Raw genomic sequence first — 22,341 nt, 5'->3', positions numbered from 1 at the left:
GCTGCATGCACTGGTCACAGGGGCCAATGGTTTTGTGGGTCGCGCCGTGTGCGCACAGGCGCTGGGGTATGGCATAACGGTGCGAGGCGCGGTACGCAGCGAGTGCGTCTTGCCCGCCGGGGTCGAGCGCCAAGTGCTGCAAGGTTTGAGTGGGCAATGCGACTGGCGGGCGGCGCTTGCTGGGATCGTTGTTGTCGTGCATACGGCTGCCCGCGTGCATGTCATGGCGGATACAGCCACAGATCCACTGCAGAAATTTCGCCGCGTCAATGTGCAAGGCACTTTGAACCTAGCCCGTCAAGCGGCTTTAGCTGGTGTGCGGCGGTTTGTGTTTATCAGCTCTGTCAAGGTTAATGGCGAAACAACGGCTCTGGGGTGTGCGTTTAAGGCCGACGATGTGCCTGCGCCACTGGATGCTTATGGAATTTCCAAAATGGAGGCAGAGCAGGGGCTGCGCGAGATTGCGTCGCGAACCGGCATGGAGGTTGTCATAATCAGACCGCCACTTGTCTACGGATCCGGTGTCAAAGCCAACTTTGCCGCCATGATGCGCTGGCTTCGACGTGGTGTGCCCCTGCCGCTGGGTGCCATTCACAATCAGCGCAGCTTGGTGGCGCTGGACAACCTGGTCGATCTGATCGTGACGTGCCTGACCCATCCGGCGGCAGCTAACCAGACCTTTTTGGTGTCCGATGGCGAAGATGTTTCAACAACGGAATTGCTGCGCCGCATGGGACAGGCCTTGGACAGTCGGGCGCGCTTGATTCCGGTGCCGGCCAGTGTATTGAAAGCAGCAGCGGCATTACTCGGCAAGCGCGACATGGCTCAGCGGCTGTGCGGCTCATTGCAGGTAGATATCCAAAAGACACGCCAGCTCTTGGGCTGGACTCCTCCCTTGACGCTGGACCAGGGGTTGAAAAAAGCGGCAGAAGGTTTTCGCCCATGAAAAGAATGTTTGACTTGCTACTTGCCTTGGCGGCTGCGGCGGTACTGGTTGTGCCTGTCTTGCTGGTGGCGCTGCTGGTGCGCCTGACTTCTCCCGGCCCCGCACTCTACTGGTCCGACCGGGTGGGACGCCACAACAAACTGTTCAAGATGCCCAAGTTTCGCAGCATGCGGGTGGGCACACCGGCGGTTGCCACGCATCTGCTGGCCGACCCGAAAGCACACCTGACGCCGATTGGCAGCTTTTTACGCAAAAGCAGTCTGGACGAACTGCCGCAGTTGTGGAGCATCCTGGCAGGGGACATGAGCTTTGTCGGCCCGCGACCTGCGCTCTTCAACCAACATGACCTGATTGACTTGCGGACCCGGCGGGGTGTGCATGAACTGGTGCCGGGTCTGACGGGCTGGGCACAAATCAATGGACGCGATGAGTTACCCATTCCTGACAAGGTCAGGCTTGATGTCGAGTATCTTCAGCAGCAGTCGCTGTGGTTTGACATGCGTATTTTGTGGCTGACCTTCATCAAGGTAATACGGCGCGATGGCGTTGCCCACTAATTGCCAGCGGGCTGAATGATAAATGTGCAAACTGATTTCCAATAGGAAACAGGGCGTGGCATGTTTCCAAAGCTGAAAGCACCTGTTCTCGTCCGCTGCTTGCTGGCCTTCCGGTTTAATTACAAAAAGATCAAATGCTATTCAATCGATTGACTGCCGCACCCTTGCTGGCATTGCCGCGCTCCGCCAAAAGGGTGTTTGTCATTGCACTTGACTTGGTGCTGACGCTGGTATCGGTATGGATCGCTTTTTACCTGCGCGTCGACCAGACCGGATTGCCAGTTGCGCAACAAGCCTACGTGTACCTCCTTGCTCCCGTGTTGGCGCTTCCTGTCTTTGTGCGTTTTGGACTGTACCGCGCCATTTTTCGCTACACCGGCATGGCGGCCTTGGCGACCACGGCCAAGGCGGTCGCGTTGTATGCATTGCTGTTTTTTGTGGCTTTGCTGTTTTTCAAATGGGATTTTGTCCCGCGTACATTGGGCCTGATTCAGCCCATGCTTCTGCTGTTGTTGGTCGGTACCAGCCGGGCGATGGCGCGGTTCTGGCTTGCCGGCTGGTCGAGCAAGGCACGTCATGCGGTTGGCCGCTTGCTGATTTACGGTGCTGGCGAGGCAGGAGTGGAAACTGCCTCTGCCTTGGCGGTGGCGCGCCAGTTCGTGCTGCTGGGCTTTGTTGACGATGACAAAAAGAAGGCGGGAAGAAGCATCAACGGCGTTGACATTATGTCGCCCGCCGAGGTGGCCGATGCAGTGGAACGCATGGGCATCACCGACATCTTGCTGGCCATGCCTTCGCTGGACCGTGCGCGGCGAAATGAAATCATTGCCAGCCTGCGCGAATTGCCGGTCCACGTCCGGACCCTGCCCGGAATGGGCGACTTGGCGTCGGGTCGGGTGGCGATTCAGGATTTTCAGGAACTCGATGTGGAAGACCTGCTGGGCCGGCCTTCGGTACCCCCCGACTCGAGCCTGCTGGCGCGCAACCTGGCCGACCAGGTGGTGCTGGTGACGGGTGCAGGCGGCAGCATTGGCAGCGAGTTGTGTCGCCAGATCTTGCAAGAAAAGCCGCGCCAGCTGGTTCTGGTCGAACTCAGTGAATTTGCCCTTTACACCATTCACCGCGAGCTGCTGGGTTTGTGCGCCGAGCATCGGCTGCAGGTCGAGGTGACACCCTTGCTCGCCAGCGTCGGAAATTTTGGCCGTCTTAAGGAAATCTTCCAGCTTTACCGGCCGGCCACGGTGTACCACGCCGCGGCCTACAAGCATGTGCCGCTGGTCGAAAGCAATCCGTCCGAAGGTGTACTGAACAACGTCTTTGGCACCCTGAACGCTGCCCGCGCGGCCATGGAAAGCGGAACGGCGCATTTCGTGCTGATTTCCACCGACAAGGCGGTTCGCCCGACCAATGTCATGGGCGCGACCAAACGCATGGCCGAACTGGTGCTTCAGGCGCTGGCGGCCAGCCCGGCGGTGCGCTTTGTGTCGCCCGACGGCAGCTACAGTCCGGACGTCCCGAACCGCACCGTGTTTGCCATGGTGCGCTTTGGCAATGTGCTGGGCAGCAGTGGCAGTGTGGTGCCGCTGTTTCGCAAGCAGTTGCGCGACGGTGGCCCGCTGACGGTCACGCATCCGGAGGTCACGCGCTATTTCATGACGATTCCCGAGGCGGCCCAGCTGGTGCTGCAAGCCGGTGCCATGGCCCAGGGCGGAGACGTGTTTGTGCTCGACATGGGCAGCCCTTTGAGAATTGTCGATCTTGCGCGGCGTATGGCGCAGCTGTCCGGTTTGAGCCTGCGCGATGCGGACAATCCCGAAGGCGATATTGAAATCAAAATTACCGGTCTTCGACCGGGCGAAAAGCTGTACGAGGAACTGTTGATTGGCGACAACCCTGAAAAAACGGCGCATCAGCGGATCATGAAGGCGCACGAGGATTTTGTTCCTTGGTCAGAGCTCGCGCCCATCCTGGTGGACATGCGCCAGGCCGCCACGCTGAACCATGCGCCGGTAATGCGCGCCATCCTGGTCAGGCTGGTGCATGGCTATCGCCCGCATGGAGACTGTGGCGCTGGCGAGTCTGCCCAAAAGACCGCTGCCCTGCCGAATGATGTCTGACACCGGTTTTCCGGCGCGGGCGCATCCACCGATTCGGGCTGGCGTCATTTTGGCGGGCAGGGCGTCTTCATTTCATCACGCCCATGCGGCACAATTTGCAGATTTAACATTTCCAGGCTTGATGACATGACCTCTCCTTTGCTTAGCGACTCATCTTCTTCCGACCCCGACCTGTCGCACATCGGCCCGCGTGACAAGGCAGAGATTCTGGCCCAGGCGCTGCCTTACATTCGCCAGTTTCATGGCAAAACCATCGTCATCAAGTACGGTGGCAACGCCATGACCGATCCCGCGCTGCAGGCCGACTTCGCAGAAGACGTGGTGCTGCTCAAGCTGGTCGGCATGAATCCGGTGGTGGTGCACGGCGGCGGACCGCAGATTGAAATGGCGCTGAACCGGCTGGGCAAGAAAGGCCATTTCATCCAGGGCATGCGCGTGACCGACGACGAAACCATGGAGGTGGTCGAATGGGTGCTGGCCGGACAGGTGCAGCAGGACATCGTCGGCCTCATCAACCAGGCGGGTGGCAAGGCGGTTGGCCTGACGGGGCGCGATGGCGGCTTGATTCGCGCAAAGAAGCTGACCATGCTGGACAAGGACGATGCCAGCAAGGAGCACGACATCGGCTTTGTCGGCGAGATCGTCAGCATCGACCCCAGCGTGGTCAAGGCGTTGCAGGACGACGCCTTCATTCCCGTGATCAGCCCGATTGGCTTTGGCGAAAACAACGAAAGCTACAACATCAACGCTGACGTCGTGGCCGGCAAGCTGGCGACAGTGCTGAAGGCTGAAAAGCTGGTGCTGCTGACCAATATTCCCGGCGTGTTGAACAAGGCCGGCGAGTTGCTCACCGACCTGACGGCGCGCGAGATCGACGCCCTGTTTGCCGATGGCACGATTTCAGGCGGCATGCTGCCCAAGATTGAGGGCGCGCTGGATGCCGCCAAAAGCGGCGTGAATGCTGTTCACATCATCGACGGCCGGGTGCCGCATGCCATGCTGCTGGAAATTTTGACCGACAAGGCTTACGGGACGATGATCCGCTCGCACTGAACCTGTCTGCTGGCTGGGTTTTTCGGCCAGCAAGGCATAAATTTTGGTTAAAAAGTGCTTTTGCGCAATGCCAGCATGCATGAGCAGCTATCAAATCAGGACTAAAGGGTCAGCCCGATGCCGCCTGGTGACCGCATGCGACTGAATGCTCAATCCAGAGTGACGCCCGAGTCCCTGACCACCTTGCCGAGTCGCACGGTTTCCGTCTTGATCAACTCGCCGAACTGGGCTGCAGTGCCGCCCACCACGGGTGTTCCCAGCGCTTCCCACTTCTTGTGGAACTCGGGCTCCTTGAAGATGGCGTTCAGCGTGCTGTTGAGCTTGTCGATGATGGGCGCGGGCGTTCCGGCGCGAACGGCAACGCCATGCCATCCGGTAAATTCGTACCCTGCCACGCCGGCTTCGGCCATGGTCGGCACATTGGGCAACAGCGGGCTGCGTTTGGCCGAGGTCACGGCCAGCGGGATGAGTTTTCCGGTCTGGATGTAAGGCAGGGAGCTGCCCAGCACATCGAACATCACGTTGACCTGGCCGCCCAGCAGATCGTTCAGCGCCGGTCCTGCGCCCCGGTAGGGAATGTGGGCGATCTTGATGTCCATCTGGGTGTTGAACATCTGCCCTGCCAGATGCTGCGGTGTGCCGTTGCCGGCCGATGCAAAACTCAAATCCGGCTTGTTGGTTTTGGCCAGTGCCACCAGTTCCTTGACCGTTTTCACGCTCAGTTTGGGATTGACCTCAAGCACCATCGGAAACGCCGAGATCTGGATCACGGGTGCCAGATCGGTCAGCGAGTTGAAGGGCATGCTGCGAAACAGGGTGGAATTGACCGCCATCGGGCCGCTGGCCGCCAGCAGCAGTGTGTAACCGTCGGCAGGCGACTGCTTGGCGACTTCGGCGCTGCCCAGGTTGCCGCCTGCGCCGCCCTTGTTGTCCACGATGACGGTGACGCCCAGCCGGGTTTGCAATTCCATGCTCAGCAGCCGGGCCATCAGGTCGGTCGGGCCGCCGGGCGGGTAGGGCACCACGAAGCGGATGTTTTTGCTGGGGTAGTTGTCCTGCGCATGGCTGGCCAGTGGCATCAGCAGGGCCAAGGCGATGCTGGCGCTGAGTTGGGCGCCAATTTTCACAAAAGCAGTGCGTTTCATGTTGTCTCCGTTGTCGTTATGGTTATGGTTGTGAATGATGCGTTTCAGGCTGCGCCAAAGCGCTGGCGTATGTCTTGCGCGCTGGCCAGCGGGCGGCCCAGGCTGAGCGCTGCCTCTGCTGCCTGCCCGACCAATGCGGCATTGTCGGGTGCGGTCTGGCCGTTTTTAAGCTGGAGGTTGTTCTCGAAACCCACCCGCACATGCCCGCCCAAGGCGGCGGCGGCTGTCACGCAGGCATGTTCGGTGGCCCCGAATGCGCACACCGCCCACGGCTCTGGCCCGGTGTGGGCATGGACAAAAGGCACCAGATCGCGCGGGCTGGACGTTTGCCCGCTGGTGTAGCGGCCCAGCACGAACAGCAAAAACCAGGGCGCCTCGGGAATCACGCCGCGCTCGCGCAGGGCTTGCCAGCGCTGCAGGTCGGCCACGTCGTAAAGAATGACCTGCGTCATGACCCGCTCGCGCGCCAGCCCTTGAAAAAATGCCGCCAGTCCGGCGTCGCCAATGTCGGGCTGGTCCAGTTCGCGCAATGAAACCGACACGGCTTCAGGGCGCAGTGCCTGCACCATGGCGATTTGTTGCGGGGCCTGGTAAACACGGGCGGCTTCGCTGGTGATTTGCAGCACCATGGCGTCGCCCACGGCGGCCTTGACCACCTGCAAGGCATTGCGGTAGCCCTCTACGTCCAGGCTGTGCCCGCCCTGCGCGTCGCGGATGTGCAGGTGGAGCATGGCGGCGCCCGCATCCAGGCAGGCCTTGGCGGTGCTGGCCAGGCTGGCGGCGGTCAGCGGAACGGCGGCATGGTCGTGGGCCTGCTTGTAGGCGCCGTTGGGCGCCACGGTGATGATGAGCGGTTCAAACGTCATAGGATGGAAGGTCAAAAGTTTTTGTCAATTTGCGGAAGTTCATTGGCCAGCAAGTCCAGCCCCTGCTGCAGCAGGCGGTCGTAACGCGCGCGTTCCGCGAGGCGGCGCGCTTCGGGCCATTCGTAAAAACCGGCACCGGTTTTCATGCCCAGCCTGCCGGCATCGACATGCGTCTGCAGCACGTTGGCAGGTACTGTGGTGCTGGAAAGACTGGGATACATGCTGGCGGCAGCGGCGCAGTGCACGTCGAGTCCGGCATGGTCACGCTGAAGCACCGGCCCTGCAGCCAGGTAGCGAAAGCCGAAGCCGAACCGTACGGCTGCGTCCACATCTTGCGGCGTGGCAATGCCTTCGTCGATCATGGCAAAGGCTTCGCGTGCCAGCGCATGCTGCAGGCGGTTGGCCAGAAAGCCGGGCTTGTCCTTGCGCACCAGCACCGGCACGCTGCCGCAGCCACGCATGAAGGCGGACAAGCTGTCGGCCAGTTCACGGTCAGAGTCCGGCCCGCACACCACTTCAACCAGCGGCACCAGGTGGGCCGGCATGAAAAAGTGCAGGCCCAGCATGCGCTGGCGCGACGCCAGCCCTTGGGCAATAGCGCTGATCGGAAAGCTCGAGCTGTTGCTGGCCAAAACCGCAGAGACCTTCGCATACGTCAACAGTTCGGCGAACAGTTGCTGCTTCATCGGCAAATTTTCCGGAATGCATTCCACCACCAGCGCCACGTCGTGCCAGGCGACAGAAGAGAGGTCGGCCACCGCCATCACCTGGTCTGCGCGGCGTTCCAGCCCAAGTGGTGCCAAGCCTTGCCGTACATGCGCCTGCAGTGCCGCGCGCTTGGCTTCGCCTGGATCAATCACCGTCACGCGGCAGCCACCGCGCGCCAGCACGATGGCCACATCGGCCCCCATGGTGCCGCCGCCGACGACCACGGCATGTACGTTTTTCGGATGGGAGGGAAGCAGGTTCAAAAGAGGTCCTTTTTGCAAAACGGGCAAGTGGGTTTTCAGTCGAGTCTAGAAGTTGGGCATTGCGCTGTCCAAACGTTTTTATGGATAAACTGATTCGCTATGCAGATCAATTGGTCAATCCGCGAACTCGATGTTTTTCTGGCCCTGGCCGCCACCCTGAGCTTTCGCCGCACCGCCGCGCAAGTCAACCTGTCGCAGTCGGCCGTTTCCGGCGTCATCACGCGGCTGGAGGACGCATTGGCGGTGCGGCTGTTCGACCGAACCACACGCCATGTGCAGCTCACGGCGACCGGACAGGTGTTTGCCGAGCAGGCGCTGCTGCTGCGCGCCCAGACAGACGAGGCGGTGCGCGCGGTGCGCAACGTGGTGGAACTGCAGTCAGGCAAAGTCACTCTGGCCGCGCTGCCTTCACTGGCGGCCACAGTGGTGCCGGCTGCCTGCGCCCGCTTCAGCGCACAGCACCCCGGCATTCAGTTCCGGATTGTGGACACGCTGTCGGGCCCGGCCTTTGACCTGGTGCGCGCTGGCCAGGTGGATTTCGCGCTCACAGCAGCCAATCCCGCCTATGCCGACCTCGACTACCAGCCGCTGGCCTCCGATGGCTTTGTCTTGCTGATCCCGCCCGGCCATGCGTTGGCGCAGGGCAACGGACCGCTGCGCTGGATCGACGTGGCCGCGCTGACGCACATTTCAATGCCGCTGCCCGCCAGCGTGCGCCAGTATGCCGACGCTGCGCTGCTGGAGCACCGCTTGCGTTTTGCGCCGACTTACGAGGTGGAACACCTGGCCACCATCACCGCCATGGTCGCCTGCGGGCTGGGGGTTGCCGCGCTGCCCGAGTTGGCGGCAGCCGTGGCGCCGCAGCCCGGCGTGGTGCGCCGCCGGCTGGTCGAGCCTGACATTTCCCGCCCGATCGGGCTGGTCACCCGGCGCTATCGCAGCCTGTCTCCTGCTGCAACAGCTTTGGTGGACATGCTGCGCGAAGAGATGGCGCGGGTGGCGCCCCGGCCCCGGACAACAAGCTGAAAACACAAACAGTCAACGCCGCTTTCGTAAAACCCGAAGTGCTTCGACATCATTCCAGATTGGCATCACCTTCTTCCATTTCATTGCTATTCAATCAAGGGGTTTTGAGGGATATTCAATCAGGTCATGGATGCGTCGCATCCATGATGACTTGCTGGGTGATGGCCAAACCTTGATCCCGATTTATTACAAAAAAATTCAGAGACGTCCATGAAGCTCAAAACCCTCGTTGCTGCAACCTTTGTTGCCTTGGCTTTGCCGGCCTTCGCGCAGAGCGTTGACACCCTGACCAAAATGAAAACCAGCGGCAAGGCCGTGCTTGGGGTGCGCGAATCTTCAGCGCCCATGGCCTTTGCACTGGGGGCCAACGAAAAGTTCGTTGGCTACCATGTCGAGCTTTGCGAACGCGTGCTGAAAGACATCATGCCGGCGGTGAAGTTTGAATACAGCGTGTTGACGGCCCAGAACACCATTCCACTGGTGCAAAACGGCACGGTTGATATTGGTTGCGGTCCCACAACCAACAACAAAACACGCCAGCAACAGGTGGCGTTTGCCTTGACCACCTATGTGAGCGAAGTTCGCATGGCGACCAAAGTGAATTCCGGCATCACGTCGTTTGACCAGCTCGGCGGCCGCACGGTTGCCGCATCGGCAGGCACCACCGCCGTGCAAATGCTGCGCAAACTGTCGCAATCCAAAAATATCGACTTCCCTGTGTTGCTGGGCAAAGACCACTTTGACAGTTTCTTGCTGATGGAGTCGGGGCGTGCCGATGCCTTTGTGCTGGACGACAACCTGCTGGCGGGCGTTATTGCCGGGAACCGCAATCCGGCGGGTTACCACATCGTGGGCGAATCATTGGGTGCCGAGCCCATAGCGCTGGTGCTGCGCAAAGACGATCCGGCCTTCAAGACGGCGGTTGATGACGCCTTGCGCAAGCTCATGAAGTCGGGCGATGTGGAAAAACTCTACAACAAGTGGTTCATGTCACCGATTCCGCCGAGCAACACCAGCCTTAATTTGCCCATGAGCAACACGCTCAAACAATTGTTGCGCGAACCCAATGACAAGCCCTTGGAGTCGTATGCCGACGGCAAGTAACTCCATTGCCTAACCAACTGCGTGCTTTGCCGGCTTGGCCTGCAGGTGCGGGTTTGATGCAGAAATGAAATGAGTTGCTGCTGTGCTGTTACGGCAACAACGCGGCGGCGCAAATCCACTGCCGGAAGGCCTGCAGCGGCGGGTAGCTGCTGCGGTTCATGGGCCAGGCCAGGTAATAACGCTCGGCGCTTTCTATGGGTTGCGCATCACAGACCGCTTCCACCAGATCTCCGCGCGCAAGTTCAGCCTCGATCAGGAAGCGTGGAAGCAGTGCAACACCCAGCCCGGAAATGGCGGCTTGTGTTGCCACTGCAAACTGATCAAACAGCATGCCACGTGCTTCACTGGCGAGGGCACCGTGGGCTTGCAACCAGCGCTGCCACGCCTCAGGACGCGACACCAGATGAAGCAATGGCGCTTGGAGCAGATCAGCTGGCGCGGCAAACCGGTACTGTTCCCGGAGTGCCCGGCTACAGGCCGGAATCACCGTTTCGCGCATCAAGAATTCAAGCTCTGCGCCAGGCCAGTGGGGCAGGCCGAAGTGAATGGCTGCGTCAACGGCTTCAAGTTCGAAATCAAAGCGCGCGAGACGCGTCGTCAGGTTCAGCGTGATGCCGGGGTGCTGTGCCAGAAAGTCGGGCAGCCGCGGCGCCAGCCAGCGCGTTCCAAAGGTTGGCAGTATGGCGAGGTTGAGCGTGCCGCCTTTGGGATTGGTGCGAAAACCCAGCGTTGCATTGGAGATGCGCAACAGCGACACACGGATTTCCTGCGCATAGGCTTGGCCGGCAAGCGTCAGCCGCACGGTCTGGCGTTCGCGCACAAACAGGCTGGAGTGCAGCAGTTCCTCCAGCGCCCGGATCTGGCGGCTGACGGCGCTTTGCGTGAGGTGGAGTTCAGCCGCAGCAGCGGTGAAACTCTGGTGGCGGGCGGCAGATTCGAAGGCCCTCAACAGCGACATCGAAGGAAGAAAACGACTTGAAAGCAGCATGCAGATCATTCTAAGCAGGAATGATTGACGACCGTAATATCGTTTGACCGTGCTTGCAGTCTTCAATAGGATTGACCATCAGCCCACGAAAGATGATTCCACTGCGGCATGCCCAAGGGTTCATGCCTTGATTTTTTAACCGAACCCACTACACCATGAGCGAATCTCAATTCGTCAGCAGCAACGATATTCGTACCCGTTTTTCGCAGGCCATGTCCCGTATGTATCGTCAGGAGGTGCCTCAATATGGCGCGCTGGTGCAACTGGTGGCTGAAGTCAATGCCCAAACCCTGGCAGCCGAGCCGGGTCTCGCCAGGCAATTAAGCGAGTCTGGGGAAATCGAACGGCTCGACGCTGAACGTCATGGCGCAATTCGACTGGGCACGCCAGCAGAACTGGCGACCATGCGTCGTCTGTTCGCTGTGATGGGGATGCAGCCCGTTGGCTACTATGACCTGTCTGTGGCCGGTGTCCCGGTTCACTCAACCGCATTCAGGCCTGTGGCAGACGCTGCGCTGATGTCCAACCCGTTTCGGGTGTTTACCTCGCTGCTGCGTCTGGAGTTAATCGCCGACGAAGCTCTGCGCATTAAAGCCGCCTCCATCCTTGAGCGCCGTCGTATCTTCACCAAAGGCGCACTGGCGCTGATCGAGCGTTTTGAACGGGCAGGCGGCCTGACGGCAAAAGAAGCTGATGAATTTGTGGCGGAGGCGCTGCAAACCTTTTGCTGGCATGCCGAAGCCACCGTCGATGGCCAGACCTACGACAAGCTGCAACAGGCGCACCGCCTGATTGCCGACGTGGTGTGCTTCAAAGGCCCCCACATCAACCACTTGACGCCGCGCACGCTTGACATCGATGCCGCTCAGGCCGCCATGCCCCGGTGCGGCATCATCGCGAAGGAATTCATTGAAGGCCCGCCGCGCCGCCGTTGCGCCATTTTGCTACGCCAGACCAGCTTCAAGGCGCTGGAAGAAAAGGTGTTGTTCCAGGGGGACGATGGCCGGCGCTCGGGCACGCACACGGCGCGGTTTGGTGAGATCGAGCATCGCGGCATCGCCCTCACGCGTGCCGGACGCCAGCGCTACGACCAGCTTCTGGCGGATGTGCGCGATGGCGCTGTTGCCAACGAAGATGCTGAAGCCTATGCCAGACGGCTGGCACTGGCCTTTGAGGCATTCCCTGACGACTACGACACGCTGCGCCGCGAAGGGCTGGGGTTTTTTCGCTATGTGCTGACAGCGCAAGGCAAAGCCGCTGTCGGGGCGGCCGATTTCGAGTCGTCGAGCCGGGAACTTGAAGATCTGATGGCCGAGGGTCTGGTGCGTGCGCAGCCCATGGTGTATGAAGATTTCTTGCCGGTCAGTGCCGCCGGAATATTCCAGTCAAACCTGGGCAGCGTCGAGCGCAAGCATTACGCCGCACAAGACGACCAAGCCGCTTTTGAAGCGGCGCTGGGTGCGGCTGTGCATGACGAAATCGAGCTTTATGCACAAGCGCAGACCCGTTCCATCGAACAGGTCCGTCGCGCATTTCAGGCGCCAGTCAGCGCATGAGCGCAACGCCGCTGGGGCAGGAGTCAATGGTGCAGCTTCAGCGCCAAGTTCATGGCATTGGCAGCCAAAACCTGCACGACACCACTCAGGCGGTGCGGGCGCTGGGTTCTGGAGTTCGACGGTTATTGAATCTTTTGGGCTTGTCCGTTGCAGCCGATTTTGGCTGCGCACCAGCGCTTGCCGACACGGGTGAACTTTCTTTTACTTGACTACCTGACGCATGCTGCCTATTCCTTTTGCTTCCAGTTTTGTCAATCCTGCCGGTTCTGCAATACGTGAACTGTTCCCGTATTTGAGCCAGCCCGGCATCATCTCGCTGGCCGGTGGCTACCCGTCGCCCAGCCTGTTTGACGCTGAAGGATTACAAGAAGCGGCGGCCAGAGCGCTGTCGGGCGGCGGCGCCCTGCAATACGGCGCCACCGAGGGAATGCCGGCGCTGCGCGAGGCGCTGGCCTTGCTCTGCCGCTCACGCGGCATGGTGTGCAGCCCATCTGATCTGATCGTCACCACCGGCTCTCAACAGGCGTTTGACCTGCTGCTGCGCATCTTCATTGAGCCCGGTGACACGGTCTGCGTCGAAACCCCGGCTTACCCCGCCGCCATCCAGGCCTTGCGTCTGGCGAATGCCAAAATCATGGCCGCCCCGGTTGACGGGCAGGGTCTTGATGTGGATGCACTTGCCGCTCGCCTGGCCCTGCTGCCCATGGCGCAACGGCCCAGGCTGGTCTATACGGTGCCCACGTTTTCCAACCCTTGCGGCACCTTGCTGCCCGCTGCGCGGCGTGAGGCCCTGGTGCGTCTGGCGCTTCAATACCATTTCCTGATCGTTGAAGACGACCCCTATGGCGAGCTGAGTTTCATCGATGACCGGCCGCCCTCACTCTACGCTGTGGGCCAGCGCATCGCCGGGGACGGCAATCCGGTGCTTTACCTGTCAAGCCTGTCAAAAACGGTGGCGCCTGCACTGCGTATTGGCTGGCTGACAGCGCCGCCCGATGTACTGCGCCGCTGTGTCGTTGCCAAACAGACGATGGACTTGTGCACGTCGCCGCTGGCACAGCAGATTGCTGCTGAATACCTGGGAGCAGGCCGGTATCCGGCTGGCGTGGAGCGCGCCCGGACAGAGTACAAGCAGCGCATGCAAGCCATGGCGGATGGGTTGCATGCCAGGCTCGGCAAAAAAATAGCATTTGTGCAGCCGCAGGGCGGCATGTTCGTTTGGCTGCGCAGCACAGTGCCCGTTAACGCAAAGCAACTGTTTGAGGCTGCCGTGCAATGCGGCGTTTTATATGTTCCGGGTGCAGCGTTCTATCCGGAAGCGCCCGACCTTGGCACGCTGCGATTGTCGTTTGCTGCTCCTGACGTGGGGCAGATCCAGGAAGGCATAGAACGGTTGGCGAGGGCTTTTGCGCAGGCAAGTTGAGGATTAAAGGCCAAAGACGACCGTGACCGCGATCACGGTTTTTCCAGACTCCCGCAATTGATATTGCCGGCGTGTTTCTTTCTGGTGCCGATATTTCCGGTAGTCAAGACAAGGGCGCACGCACCTTCCAAAGGACTGAACTCCAAAAATATGTAGGGTTAATGGTTGGCAGGAGATGAAATTGCTGCAAAATAGCACGATCGTTCTTTTATTTTCCCCCTCCATGTCTGTCACTTCAATTTCTGTCAAAAGCGTCCGCACTTCAGGGGCCACGGGCACGTCCAAAAGCGCGCAAAAAGGCCAGCAGACCAAGGCCGCCATTGTCGAGGCAGCCTTGGGGCTGGCGACGCAAATCGGCCTGGAAGGCCTGAGCATTGGCGCTCTGGCCGAGGTCATGCACATGAGCAAATCGGGCGTGTTCGCTCATTTCGGCTCGCGCGAAGAACTGCAGATTTCGGTCGTTCGTGAATACCATGTCCGGTTCGAGGAAGAGGTCTTCTTTCCGGCGCTGCACAAGCCGCGTGGCTTGCCGCGCCTGCATGCGATGTTTGACAGCTGGATGAACCGGACGTCGGTGGAGATTGATTCGGGCTGCATCTACATCAGCGGCGCCGTCGAATTCGACGACCGGCCCGGTCCGGTGCGCGACGCACTCGCCGACTCGGTGCGTATCTGGCTGGCGGCCATGCACCGCGCGGTGGTGCAGGCGACGCAAGCGGGTCATTTCCATCAGCAAACCGATGCGCATCAGGTGGTGTTCGAGGTTCATGGTCTCATCCTGGCACTGCACTATGAAGCCCGCTTCCTGAAGACACCCGGCTCCATCGCCCGGGCCAAGACCGCCTTTGCCAACATGATGGCGCGCCATGCCCGTACGGCCGTGCCCGACCCTGCTTTCCCTGGTTCTTCTTTTTCCAAACCCGCTTGACACCCCCAACGCCAAAGGATTTCCATGCCCCAGTACAACCCCCCCCTGCGCGACATGCAGTTCGTCATGCACGAAGTGCTCAAGGTCACCGACGAGCTGAAGGTATTGCCCCCGCATGCCGACATCGACGTCGACACCATCAACGCGGTGCTGGAAGAGGGCGGCAAGTTTGCCGTCGAAGTGGCGTTTCCGCTCAATATCAGTGGCGATGAGGAAGGCTGCACGCTCGACAAGACCACCCATGAAGTCACGCCGCCCAAGGGTTTCAAGCAAGCCTATGCGCAGTATGTGGAAGGCGGCTGGGCTGCGCTGAGCTGTGATCCGGAATACGGCGGCCAGGGCCTGCCGTTCGTGGTCAACCAGTGTTTTTATGAAATGCTGAACTCGGCCAACCAGGCCTGGACGATGTACCCCGGCCTGTCGCACGGCGCGTATGAAGCGTTGCATGCCCACGGCACCGACGCGCAGAAAAAGCTGTATTTGCCCAAGCTGGTCAGCGGCGAATGGACCGGCACCATGTGCCTGACCGAGCCGCATTGCGGCACCGACCTCGGCATGCTGCGCACCAAGGCCGAACCGCAGGCCGACGGCACTTTCAAGCTGACCGGCAACAAGATTTTCATCAGTGCCGGCGAGCACGACATGACGGCCAACATCCTGCACCTGGTGCTGGCCCGCCTGCCCGATGCGCCGCAGGGCAGCAAGGGCATCAGCCTGTTTATCGTGCCCAAGTTCAACGTCAATGAAGACGGCTCGCTCGGTTCGCGCAACGGCATCTGGTGCGGCGGTCTGGAGCACAAGATGGGCATTCACGGCAACGCCACCGCGCAAATCGTGATGGAAGACGCCGTGGGCACCATGGTCGGTGCACCCAACAAGGGCTTGGCCGCGATGTTCGTGATGATGAACGCCGCCCGCCTCGGCGTGGGCAACCAGTCGCTCGGCCTGACCGAAGTGGCGTACCAGAACGCGCTGGCGTATGCCAAGGACCGCATCCAGATGCGTTCGCTCTCGGGCACCAAGGCCAAAGACAAGCCGGCCGACCCGATCATCGTGCACCCCGACGTGCGCAAGATGCTGCTGACCGCCAAGGCCTATGCCGAAGGCGGCCGGGCGCTGGGCATCTACTGCACGCTGTTGCTTGACAAGGAGCTGTATCACCCGGACGAAAAAGTCCGCAAGGATTCGGGCGAAATAGTCGCGCTGCTGACCCCCATCGTGAAAGCCTTTTTGACCGACAACGGCCACATTGCCACCAATGCCTGCATGCAGGTGTTCGGCGGCCACGGCTATGTCAAGGAATGGGGCATGGAGCAACTGGTGCGCGACAACCGCATCAACATGATCTATGAAGGCACCAACACCATCCAGTCGCTTGACCTGCTGGGCCGCAAGGTGCTGGGCAACAACGGCGCGACGCTGAAGAAGTTCGGCAAGGTAATTGGCGCGCTGATTGCCGAGGAGGGCGTGAACGAGAAGATGGCCGAGTTCATCAACCCGCTGGCCTACCTGGCGGACCAGATGACCAAGTTCACCACCGAACTGGGTTTCAAGGGCTTCCAGAATCCGGATGAAGTGGGCGCGGCGGCGGTTGATTATCTGCGCGTAGCCGGGCATCTGGTGTTTGGCTACTTCTGGGCGCGTATGGCGCAAACTGCGCTGCGTGAGATTGCCGCCGGCAATGCCGATCCGTTCTACCTGGCCAAGGTGCAGACGGCGCGCTTTTATTTCGCCAAACTGTTTCCCGAGACCGCGACGCTGATGCGCACCGCGCGCAGCGGCAGCCGCTCGCTGATGGACACTGACGCGGCGCTGGCCTGATTTATCAACGTTTTAATGCTGGAGCGCATATGTACCGTGCATTGATAGCTATTGTTTTAGGAGCTGCTTTCGGGCCCGCGATGGCCCAGGGCACGCCCGTGGGCCTGTGGCGCAGTTTCGACGACAAGACAGGCGAGGCCAAGGCCGAGGTCCGCATTGCCGAGACGTCGGGGGTTTTGAGCGGGAAAATAGAAAAGCGCCTGCTCAAGACCGCCAAACCCGACGATGTCTGCACCGAATGCAGCGACGACCGCAAGGACCAGCCGCTGCTTGGCCTCGAAATCATCCGGGGCGCCAAAAAGGCCGAAGGCGCGGGCGTGTGGGAGGGGGGCAAGATTCTGGACCCTGAAAACGGAAAAAACTACACGCTCAAAATGACGCCGGTTGAGGACGGCAAAAAGCTGGATGTCCGGGGCTCGTTCGGGCCTTTCGGGCGCACCCAGACCTGGGTTCGCGTCAATTGACCCACCCCGCCTGAGGCTCATTGCGTGTAGCCTCATTCCCTTTCCAGGGGCGACATCTCTGGCCCGACAGCGCCGGCTCCACGCTGTCATTGGCTTGAAAGATGCGCTGAATCAGTAATCGACAAGGAAAAAAAATGTCCCGATTTCAAGTGAAGAAAGTCGCCGTGCTGGGCGCAGGCGTGATGGGCGCGCAAATCGCCGCCCATCTGGTCAATTGCCGGGTGCCGGTCGTGCTGTTCGACCTGCCGGCCAAGGAAGGCCCGAAAAACGGCATTGTCAGCCGCGCCATTGAGGGGCTGAAAAAGCTCAAGCCTGCGCCGCTGGGAGTCGTTGAAGACGCCAGCCTGATCCAGCAGGCGAACTACGAAGAGCACATGGATGTTCTGAAGGAATGCGACCTGATCATCGAAGCCATTGCCGAGCGCATGGACTGGAAGACCGACCTGTACGAAAGAATAGCGCCCTTCATTGCCGAAGGCGCCATCGTCGCCAGCAACACCTCGGGCCTGTCGATCACCACGCTCAGCGAAGCATTGCCTGAAGCCATCAAGCCGCGATTTTGCGGTATCCATTTTTTCAACCCGCCGCGCTATATGGCGCTGGTCGAGTTGATCAACACACCGACCACGCAACCCGCTGTGCTCGACGACCTGGAAGCCTTCGTGACGACCGCGCTGGGCAAGGGCGTGATCCGCGCGCACGACACGCCCAACTTCATCGCCAACCGCGTCGGCATCGCCGGCATACTGGCCACCATCAAGGAAGCCGAAGCCTTTGGCCTGAGCTATGACGTGGTCGATGACCTGACCGGCAAGAAGCTGGGCCGCGCCAGTTCGGGCACCTTCCGCACCGCCGACGTGGTCGGGCTGGACACGATGGCGCATGTCATCAAGACGCTGCAGGACAACCTGGGCGAAGGAAAAATTGCCGACCCGTTCGCCGCCATGTACGGCACGCCGCCGGTACTGGCCAAACTGCTTGATGCCAAAAGCCTGGGCCAGAAGACCGGCGCCGGCTTTTACAAAAAGGTCGGCCGCGACATCCTGCGGCTGGACCCGGAAAGCATGGAATACGTGCCGGGCGGCGCCAAAGCCGATGAAGTGGTCGGCCGCATGCTGAAAAAGCCGGCCGGCGAGCGCTTGGGGCTGCTGCGCCATGCCGAAGGCGCCGAGCCGCGCTTTCTCTGGGCCATTTTGCGCGACCAGTTTCATTACGCCGCCGTGCACCTCGCCAGCATTGCCGAAACCGCCCGTGACATCGACTTTGCGATGCGCTGGGGTTTCGGCGCGAAGCAGGGGCCGTTCGAGCTGTGGCAGGAAGCCGGCTGGCTGCAGGTGGCCCACTGGATCAAGGAAGACATCGACGCCGGCAAGGCGCTGGGTTCTGCGCCGCTGCCCGACTGGGTGTTCACCGGCCCGGTGGCTGACGCCGGCGGCGTGCACACGCCAGAGGGCTCCTGGAGCGCCTCCAGCCAGGCCTTCATTCCCCGGCGCAAGCTGCCAGTCTATGAGCGGCAGCTTTTCCCCGAAGCCGTGCTGGGTTCCAACGCACCCGCGTTTGAAACTGCCGGCACGACGCTGCACGAAGACGATGCGATTCGCCTGTGGACGCTCGACGCCGACCAGGGCGATGTGCTGATCGCCAGCATCAAGACCAAGATGCACGCCATCAGCCCCGACGTGGCCGAAGGCCTGGCGCTGGGCGTGGACCTGGCTGAAAAAAGCTACAAGGGCCTGGTGATCTGGTCCAACCATGCGATGTTCTCGGCTGGCGCCGACCTGCAGTCGATGCTGCCGGCCTTCATGATGGGCGGCGCGGCGATGATCGACGGCGTCGAGGCCGAACTGCAAAACGTGATGCTCAGGCTGCGCTATGCGGCCGTGCCAGTGGTGTCGGCAATTCGCGGCCTCGCTCTGGGTGGCGGCTGCGAAATGGCGGTGTATTCGGCCAAACGGGTCGCCGCGATGGAAAGCTATATCGGCCTGGTCGAAGTCGGTGTCGGCCTGGTGCCCGGCGCGGGTGGACTGGCTTATATTGCGCGCCGCGCCGCTGAAAACGCGGCCAGGTCGAGCAACAAGGACGTGCTGCCTTTCCTGACGGAAGGGTTCACCGCCGCGGCCATGGCCAGCGTCGGCACTGGCGCCATCGACAGCCGCAGGCTGGGCTATTTGCTCGACAGCGATGTCATCGTGCCGAACAAGGACGAGCTGCTGTTTGTCGCATTGAACGAAGCGCGCGCGCTCTACACCTCGGGCTACCGCCCGCCGCACAAACGCCTGTTCCCGGTGGCGGGCCGCAACGGCGTGGCGACCATCAAGGGCCAGCTCGTCAACATGCGTGACGGCAGCTTCATCAGCGCGCACGACTTTCACATTGCCAGCCTGATCGCCGGCGTGGTCTGCGGCGGCGATGTCGATGCCGGCACGCTGGTCAGCGAGGAATATTTGATGACGCTGGAGCGCCAGGCGTTTTGCGCGCTGCTGGAACATCCGAAAACGCAGGAACGCATCATGGGCATGATGAGCACCGGCAAGCCCGTGCGCAACTGATGGCTGAACTGCGCACTGTGAAGCATCCGCCAAACCGGCTGGAGCGCCAGCTGGAACGGCTTGTCGATGTGCCGTCTTTTGCCCGCATCTGGTATCAAGGCGTGGTGCTGCGCCGCGCCGTGCCTTTTGCCGGGACAGCCGGCATCGACTTTTTGCATATGAGCCGGGAACGCGTTGAAGTCGGACTGAAGAATGAGAAGAAGGTGCAGAACCATATTGGCGGCATCCATGCGTCGGCCATGAACCTGCTGGCCGAAACCGCCACCGGCATGGTGGTCGGCATGAATGTGCGCGACGACTGCATTCCGCTGGCCAAAGAGCTGAAGATGGCGTTCAAAAAGCGCGCCAGCGGAGCGATGCGTGCGATTGCCATCCTCACGGCCGAGCAGCAGGCGCTGATGCAGGCCAGCGACAAGGGCGAAGTCAATGTGCGGGTGACGGTGACCGATGAAGCGGGCGTCGAGCCTGTCGAATGTGAATTTGTGTGGGCCTGGATTCCGTCTGGTCCCCGAAAAAGCTAAAGAACCAAAGGAATTTCAATCATGGCCAAACAAGTCCAGGACGCCTACATCGTTGCCGCCACACGCACGCCCATTGGCCGTTCGCACCGGGGTTTTTTCCGCAATACCCGGCCTGACGACCTGCTCGTCAATGTCCTCAAGGCTGCGCTGGCCCAGGTGCCGACGCTGGACCCGAAAGCGATTGAAGACATCATCTGCGGCTGTGCGATACCCGAAGGCCCGCAGGGTCTGAACATCGCGCGTATCGGTGCGGTGCTGGCCGGCCTGCCGACCAGCGTGGGCGGCATCACCGTGAACCGCTTTTGCGCTTCGGGCCTGTCGGCTATCCAGATGGCGGCCGACCGCATCCGCGTGGGCGAGGCCGATGTGATGTTTGCCGCCGGCACCGAAAGCATGAGCATGGTGCCGATGTCGGGCAATTCTCCGTCGCTGTCGCCGGCCATGTTTGCCAACGACGAGAACGTCGGCATTGCCTATGGCATGGGGCTGACGGCCGAGAAAGTCGCGCAGCAGTGGAAAGTCTCGCGTGAGAAGCAGGACCAGTTTGCCTACGAGTCGCACATGAAGGCGCTCAAGGCGCAGCAGTCTGGCGAGTTCGCTGACGAAATCACCCCGGTTGAAGTGACGGACCGCACGGCTAACCTGGAAACCGGCGAAGTCATTGCCAAAAGCCGCATCGTCAGCCTGGACGAAGGCGCCCGGCCCGACACCACGCTCGAAGGCCTGGCCAAACTGAAGACGCCGTTTGCCGCACGCGGCTCGGTCACGGCGGGTAACAGCTCGCAAACGTCTGATGGCGCGGGTGCCTTGATCCTGGCCAGCGAAAAAGCCGTCAAGCAGTTCGGCCTCAAGCCGCTGGCCCGCTTTGTCAGCTACGCCGCCAAGGGCGTGCCGCCCGACATCATGGGCATCGGCCCGATTGAAGCCATTCCGGCCGCGCTGCGCTACGCCGGCTTGACGCAAAACGACATCGACTGGTTCGAACTGAACGAAGCGTTTGCCGCGCAGTCGCTGGCGGTCATCAACACGCTGGGGCTGGACCCGGCCAAGGTCAACCCGATGGGTGGCGCGATTGCGCTGGGCCATCCGCTGGGCGCCACCGGGGCGATTCGCGCTGCCACGGTGATTCATGCGCTGCACCGCCACCAGCTGAAATACGGCATGGTCACGATGTGCGTCGGCATGGGGCAGGGCGCTGCCGGTATTTTTGAGCGCGTCTGATCATTTTAAAATTGCACCGTGGCCCTTTTGGGAGGCGGAAAACACATGGCGGACCCGGCCACGGTGGCCGACGTGTTGCAAGCCCCCGGTCTGAAAGCCGGACAGCTGATGGTCCTGGCCGCCGATCAAGAGGCCAAGGACCAGCCGGGTTGTGTGCTTGAAGCCCTGAGCGCCTGAACTTTTCGCATGCTGCCAGAATCGTATTTTTTACAACCCTACAGAAAAACCCATGACCGAACTTTCCAACGACATCCTGGTTCACACCGACAGCGGCGTGATGACCATCACGCTCAACCGCCTGGCACGCAAGAACTCCATCACCGCTGCCATGTACGACATGCTGGCCGACGCGCTGGATTCGGCCAACCATGACGTGGCGGTTTGCGTCGTTGTCTTCCAGGGCCATGAAACGATTTTTTCAGCCGGTAACGACATTGGCGACTTCCTGAACACTCCGCCCGCCACATCGGACGCGCCGGTGTTTCGTTTCCTGCGCGGCCTGAGCAGCTTTCCCAAGCCCATTGTCGCCAGCGTGTGCGGTCCGGCGGTCGGCATCGGCACCACCATGCTGTTCCATTGCGACCTGGTGTATGCCGGCGACAACGCTGCGTTTTCGATGCCGTTCGTCAACCTGGGACTGTGCCCGGAAGCGGCGTCGAGCTTTCTGGCCGCGCAACTGATGGGTTATCCGCGCGCCGCCGAAGCGCTGCTGCTGGGCGAGCCCTTCATGGCCGAGACGGCACTGGACATGGGCCTGATCAACCGCATCGTGCCGCCTGCCGAGGCCAATGCGCTGGCGCAACGGCAAGCGATGAAACTGGCCACCAAGCCGATCACGTCGCTGATGGAAACCAAGCGACTGATGAAAAAGGGCAATGCCGGCATGGTCGCCGAGCGCATGGCCGAAGAGGGCGCGAGTTTTAGCCGCATGCTGCAGGAGCCTGCCGCCCGCGAGGCGTTCACCGCCTTCATGGAAAAGCGCAAGCCGGATTTTTCGGCAATCTGAGTGATTTCACGCCAAATTCTAAGTAAAAACAGCTTTTTGCGCTTATCTGGCGTGTTCTGGCAGCTATTTTATTGATAGC

21 protein-coding genes are annotated in these 22,341 nt (G+C 60.9%); 17 read left to right on the top strand and 4 right to left on the bottom strand.

Annotated features, from left to right (window positions below; translation table 11 throughout):
- The first annotated feature begins 1 nt into the window (after position 1).
- From H4V98_RS18625 to argB, 4 genes are all read left to right on the top strand, one after another.
- Positions 2-946: an SDR family oxidoreductase gene (locus H4V98_RS18625; protein WP_280757868.1), complete on the top strand. Its 945-nt coding sequence runs from the start codon at positions 2-4 to the stop codon at positions 944-946.
- On the top strand, positions 943-1,503 hold the full coding sequence (locus H4V98_RS18620) for a sugar transferase (RefSeq protein ID WP_280757819.1): 561 nt from the start codon (positions 943-945) through the stop codon (positions 1,501-1,503). Before H4V98_RS18625 ends, H4V98_RS18620 begins: the two co-directional genes overlap by 4 nt.
- A gap of 134 nt (positions 1,504-1,637) precedes the next feature.
- Entirely contained in the window at positions 1,638-3,620 is a 1,983-nt protein-coding gene (locus H4V98_RS18615) for a nucleoside-diphosphate sugar epimerase/dehydratase (RefSeq protein ID WP_280757818.1), read from the top strand.
- Positions 3,621-3,746: 126 nt separating this feature from the next.
- On the top strand, positions 3,747-4,673 hold the full coding sequence (gene argB, locus H4V98_RS18610) for an acetylglutamate kinase (protein ID WP_196861994.1): 927 nt from the start codon (positions 3,747-3,749) through the stop codon (positions 4,671-4,673).
- Between the two features lie 149 nt (positions 4,674-4,822).
- Here argB and H4V98_RS18605 read toward each other — a convergent pair whose 3' ends face one another.
- The 3 genes from H4V98_RS18605 to H4V98_RS18595 are packed head-to-tail and all read right to left on the bottom strand — an operon-like array spanning position 4,823 to position 7,649.
- Positions 4,823-5,818 (bottom strand): tripartite tricarboxylate transporter substrate binding protein, encoded by a 996-nt coding sequence (locus H4V98_RS18605; RefSeq protein ID WP_196861995.1) that lies wholly within the window; start codon positions 5,816-5,818, stop codon positions 4,823-4,825.
- Between the two features lie 44 nt (positions 5,819-5,862).
- Positions 5,863-6,684: a 3-keto-5-aminohexanoate cleavage protein gene (locus tag H4V98_RS18600; RefSeq protein ID WP_196861996.1), complete on the bottom strand. Its 822-nt coding sequence runs from the start codon at positions 6,682-6,684 to the stop codon at positions 5,863-5,865.
- Positions 6,685-6,695: 11 nt separating this feature from the next.
- On the bottom strand, positions 6,696-7,649 hold the full coding sequence (locus H4V98_RS18595) for a 3-hydroxyacyl-CoA dehydrogenase NAD-binding domain-containing protein (protein ID WP_280757867.1): 954 nt from the start codon (positions 7,647-7,649) through the stop codon (positions 6,696-6,698).
- Between the two features lie 105 nt (positions 7,650-7,754).
- Between H4V98_RS18595 and H4V98_RS18590 the strand changes: the two genes are divergently transcribed.
- Both H4V98_RS18590 and H4V98_RS18585 read left to right on the top strand, forming a co-directional pair.
- A complete protein-coding gene (locus H4V98_RS18590; protein ID WP_280757817.1) occupies positions 7,755-8,681 on the top strand; it encodes a LysR family transcriptional regulator in 927 nt (308 codons plus the stop codon).
- A gap of 210 nt (positions 8,682-8,891) precedes the next feature.
- Positions 8,892-9,785, top strand: a complete 894-nt coding sequence (locus H4V98_RS18585; protein ID WP_196861998.1) for a transporter substrate-binding domain-containing protein — start codon at positions 8,892-8,894, stop codon at positions 9,783-9,785.
- A gap of 88 nt (positions 9,786-9,873) precedes the next feature.
- Here the strand turns inward: H4V98_RS18585 and H4V98_RS18580 are convergent, their stop codons facing one another.
- Positions 9,874-10,773, bottom strand: a complete 900-nt coding sequence (locus H4V98_RS18580) for a LysR family transcriptional regulator (RefSeq protein ID WP_196861999.1) — start codon at positions 10,771-10,773, stop codon at positions 9,874-9,876.
- Between the two features lie 155 nt (positions 10,774-10,928).
- On the opposite strand from H4V98_RS18580, the gene H4V98_RS18575 reads away from it, so the two are divergent.
- From H4V98_RS18575 to H4V98_RS18525, 11 genes are all read left to right on the top strand, one after another.
- Complete coding sequence (locus H4V98_RS18575) at positions 10,929-12,329, top strand: VOC family protein (protein ID WP_196862000.1); 1,401 nt, start codon at positions 10,929-10,931, stop codon at positions 12,327-12,329.
- A gap of 26 nt (positions 12,330-12,355) precedes the next feature.
- Positions 12,356-12,538, top strand: coding sequence for a hypothetical protein (locus tag H4V98_RS18570; RefSeq protein WP_280757816.1), 183 nt, complete (start codon positions 12,356-12,358; stop codon positions 12,536-12,538).
- 11 nt (positions 12,539-12,549) lie between these two features.
- Positions 12,550-13,752 (top strand): PLP-dependent aminotransferase family protein, encoded by a 1,203-nt coding sequence (locus tag H4V98_RS18565; protein ID WP_196862002.1) that lies wholly within the window; start codon positions 12,550-12,552, stop codon positions 13,750-13,752.
- 223 nt (positions 13,753-13,975) lie between these two features.
- Entirely contained in the window at positions 13,976-14,680 is a 705-nt protein-coding gene (locus H4V98_RS18560) for a TetR/AcrR family transcriptional regulator (RefSeq protein WP_196862003.1), read from the top strand.
- Positions 14,681-14,704: 24 nt separating this feature from the next.
- Positions 14,705-16,501 (top strand): acyl-CoA dehydrogenase C-terminal domain-containing protein, encoded by a 1,797-nt coding sequence (locus H4V98_RS18555; RefSeq protein WP_196862004.1) that lies wholly within the window; start codon positions 14,705-14,707, stop codon positions 16,499-16,501.
- A gap of 29 nt (positions 16,502-16,530) precedes the next feature.
- On the top strand, positions 16,531-16,965 hold the full coding sequence (locus tag H4V98_RS18550; RefSeq protein ID WP_196862005.1) for a DUF2147 domain-containing protein: 435 nt from the start codon (positions 16,531-16,533) through the stop codon (positions 16,963-16,965).
- A 134-nt stretch (positions 16,966-17,099) separates the two neighbouring features.
- Positions 17,100-19,514 (top strand): 3-hydroxyacyl-CoA dehydrogenase NAD-binding domain-containing protein, encoded by a 2,415-nt coding sequence (locus tag H4V98_RS18545; protein ID WP_196862006.1) that lies wholly within the window; start codon positions 17,100-17,102, stop codon positions 19,512-19,514.
- A complete protein-coding gene (locus H4V98_RS18540; protein ID WP_196862007.1) occupies positions 19,514-20,035 on the top strand; it encodes a DUF4442 domain-containing protein in 522 nt (173 codons plus the stop codon). The genes H4V98_RS18545 and H4V98_RS18540 overlap by 1 nt, the downstream gene beginning before the upstream one ends.
- Before the next feature lie 21 nt (positions 20,036-20,056).
- Positions 20,057-21,256: an acetyl-CoA C-acyltransferase gene (locus tag H4V98_RS18535; RefSeq protein ID WP_196862008.1), complete on the top strand. Its 1,200-nt coding sequence runs from the start codon at positions 20,057-20,059 to the stop codon at positions 21,254-21,256.
- Positions 21,257-21,274: 18 nt separating this feature from the next.
- Complete coding sequence (locus H4V98_RS18530; RefSeq protein ID WP_196862009.1) at positions 21,275-21,433, top strand: hypothetical protein; 159 nt, start codon at positions 21,275-21,277, stop codon at positions 21,431-21,433.
- A 52-nt stretch (positions 21,434-21,485) separates the two neighbouring features.
- Complete coding sequence (locus tag H4V98_RS18525; protein ID WP_196862010.1) at positions 21,486-22,262, top strand: enoyl-CoA hydratase; 777 nt, start codon at positions 21,486-21,488, stop codon at positions 22,260-22,262.
- The last annotated feature ends 79 nt before the right edge of the window (positions 22,263-22,341 follow it).

The organism is Polaromonas sp. CG_23.6, assembly GCF_029892315.1.
Taxonomy (GTDB): domain Bacteria; phylum Pseudomonadota; class Gammaproteobacteria; order Burkholderiales; family Burkholderiaceae_C; genus Polaromonas.
This window is presented reverse-complemented; position numbering and strand designations above follow the sequence as displayed.

Excerpts from the sequence above, each read along its gene's own strand:
- H4V98_RS18620 (WP_280757819.1), top strand. The coding sequence starts at position 943 with ATGAAAAGAATGTTTGACTTGCTACTTGCCTTGGCGGCTGCGGCGGTA.
- H4V98_RS18550 (WP_196862005.1), top strand. The coding sequence starts at position 16,531 with ATGTACCGTGCATTGATAGCTATTGTTTTAGGAGCTGCTTTCGGGCCC.
- H4V98_RS18545 (WP_196862006.1), top strand. The coding sequence starts at position 17,100 with ATGTCCCGATTTCAAGTGAAGAAAGTCGCCGTGCTGGGCGCAGGCGTG.
- argB (WP_196861994.1), top strand. The coding sequence starts at position 3,747 with ATGACCTCTCCTTTGCTTAGCGACTCATCTTCTTCCGACCCCGACCTG.
- H4V98_RS18560 (WP_196862003.1), top strand. The coding sequence starts at position 13,976 with ATGTCTGTCACTTCAATTTCTGTCAAAAGCGTCCGCACTTCAGGGGCC.
- H4V98_RS18525 (WP_196862010.1), top strand. The coding sequence starts at position 21,486 with ATGACCGAACTTTCCAACGACATCCTGGTTCACACCGACAGCGGCGTG.
- H4V98_RS18555 (WP_196862004.1), top strand. The coding sequence starts at position 14,705 with ATGCCCCAGTACAACCCCCCCCTGCGCGACATGCAGTTCGTCATGCAC.
- H4V98_RS18605 (WP_196861995.1), bottom strand. The coding sequence starts at position 5,818 with ATGAAACGCACTGCTTTTGTGAAAATTGGCGCCCAACTCAGCGCCAGC.
- H4V98_RS18600 (WP_196861996.1), bottom strand. The coding sequence starts at position 6,684 with ATGACGTTTGAACCGCTCATCATCACCGTGGCGCCCAACGGCGCCTAC.
- H4V98_RS18580 (WP_196861999.1), bottom strand. The coding sequence starts at position 10,773 with ATGCTGCTTTCAAGTCGTTTTCTTCCTTCGATGTCGCTGTTGAGGGCC.
- H4V98_RS18540 (WP_196862007.1), top strand. The coding sequence starts at position 19,514 with ATGGCTGAACTGCGCACTGTGAAGCATCCGCCAAACCGGCTGGAGCGC.
- H4V98_RS18570 (WP_280757816.1), top strand. The coding sequence starts at position 12,356 with ATGGTGCAGCTTCAGCGCCAAGTTCATGGCATTGGCAGCCAAAACCTG.
- H4V98_RS18565 (WP_196862002.1), top strand. The coding sequence starts at position 12,550 with ATGCTGCCTATTCCTTTTGCTTCCAGTTTTGTCAATCCTGCCGGTTCT.
- H4V98_RS18575 (WP_196862000.1), top strand. The coding sequence starts at position 10,929 with ATGAGCGAATCTCAATTCGTCAGCAGCAACGATATTCGTACCCGTTTT.
- H4V98_RS18590 (WP_280757817.1), top strand. The coding sequence starts at position 7,755 with ATGCAGATCAATTGGTCAATCCGCGAACTCGATGTTTTTCTGGCCCTG.
- H4V98_RS18585 (WP_196861998.1), top strand. The coding sequence starts at position 8,892 with ATGAAGCTCAAAACCCTCGTTGCTGCAACCTTTGTTGCCTTGGCTTTG.
- H4V98_RS18615 (WP_280757818.1), top strand. The coding sequence starts at position 1,638 with ATGCTATTCAATCGATTGACTGCCGCACCCTTGCTGGCATTGCCGCGC.
- H4V98_RS18535 (WP_196862008.1), top strand. The coding sequence starts at position 20,057 with ATGGCCAAACAAGTCCAGGACGCCTACATCGTTGCCGCCACACGCACG.